Annotated in this window: 1 protein-coding gene; it reads right to left on the reverse strand. The window is 40.6% G+C overall.

The window, feature by feature from the left end:
* Positions 1–71: 71 nt before the first annotated feature.
* Positions 72–905 carry a TIR domain-containing protein gene (locus tag M3P05_RS20440; protein ID WP_249701981.1) on the reverse strand — a complete coding sequence of 278 codons (834 nt, stop codon included), beginning with the start codon at positions 903–905 and terminating at the stop codon, positions 72–74.
* Between the last annotated feature and the right edge of the window lie 58 nt (positions 906–963).

A 963-nucleotide genomic window follows, 5' to 3' on the forward strand; every position in this document is an offset into this window, starting at 1 on the left:
CACCTAACGCCGCATTCAGGTGCGCCGTAGGCGTCACCTGGAATGCCTTGTTAAACGTACCTTGCACAATGCTAGAAGAACTCTTTTAACTGATAACCACTAACTTTGAGTTCTTTTGCTATTTCAGTTTTCCATGCCCCTGAAACGTCAAGAGCTACGTAAACGACACCACTTATGTCATTGGGTGTTTCAATATCACCTTTTACCAGAGCACAAACATTTTCTCTGCCGAGCTTCGCCATAAGATAGCCATGCTCGAAGACTACGTTTTGTCTCGCTCTTTGTTTGGGGTGAATTTTTGTTTCATGAATACCACGCCCATGATCGCAAGCAGTGTAGAGGACAACTGCATAACCAGCTTCATCAGAGTAATGTTCAATTTTTTCAATGATGGTTTTACCACCACTAGCTTGCTCGTGAAGAATTATTGGGATTAAACCAACACTTTCAATGAACCTTGCTACTTCTTGTTTTGCCTCATTGTCGCGTCCATGCACGATAAATACTTTATCTTTTTTCGGCTTTGGCGTTACAAATACTGGCTGTGGGCTTTGAGTTATTGGTTGCTGAACTGGAAATTTCGGTTTGGGTTCCACTGGTTTTGGAGCTAAATTTTCCCCGAACTCTAGATAATTGCATACAGGCGCAAACTCTTCGGAAAGATATGTTCTCCTTTCAGCATATGTCCCGTATTTCGTTTTAATGAAACCCCAGAATGAACCTAAGTTACGATGAAGTTTTAACCAGTCCGGAAGCATAGAAGCCAATGTAGAATTTCTAAGTAACTCGTGCCTGAGCTTCATATATTCAGCGTCATCTGCATGCCCGCCAGTGGCATGATTTTCGAGCAAATTGCTCAAATAATTTACCTTATCAAGGTCATTTTCTAGAAACTCAATACTCATTTATTCAATTGCTTAAAAAATTAAATACTTCCGATTATAACGATATTTTGGTGGTACG

The organism is Parendozoicomonas callyspongiae, assembly GCF_023502345.1.
GTDB classification, from domain to species: Bacteria; Pseudomonadota; Gammaproteobacteria; order Pseudomonadales; family Endozoicomonadaceae; genus Sansalvadorimonas; species Sansalvadorimonas callyspongiae.

Excerpts from the sequence above, each read along its gene's own strand:
- M3P05_RS20440 (WP_249701981.1), bottom strand. The coding sequence starts at position 905 with ATGAGTATTGAGTTTCTAGAAAATGACCTTGATAAGGTAAATTATTTG.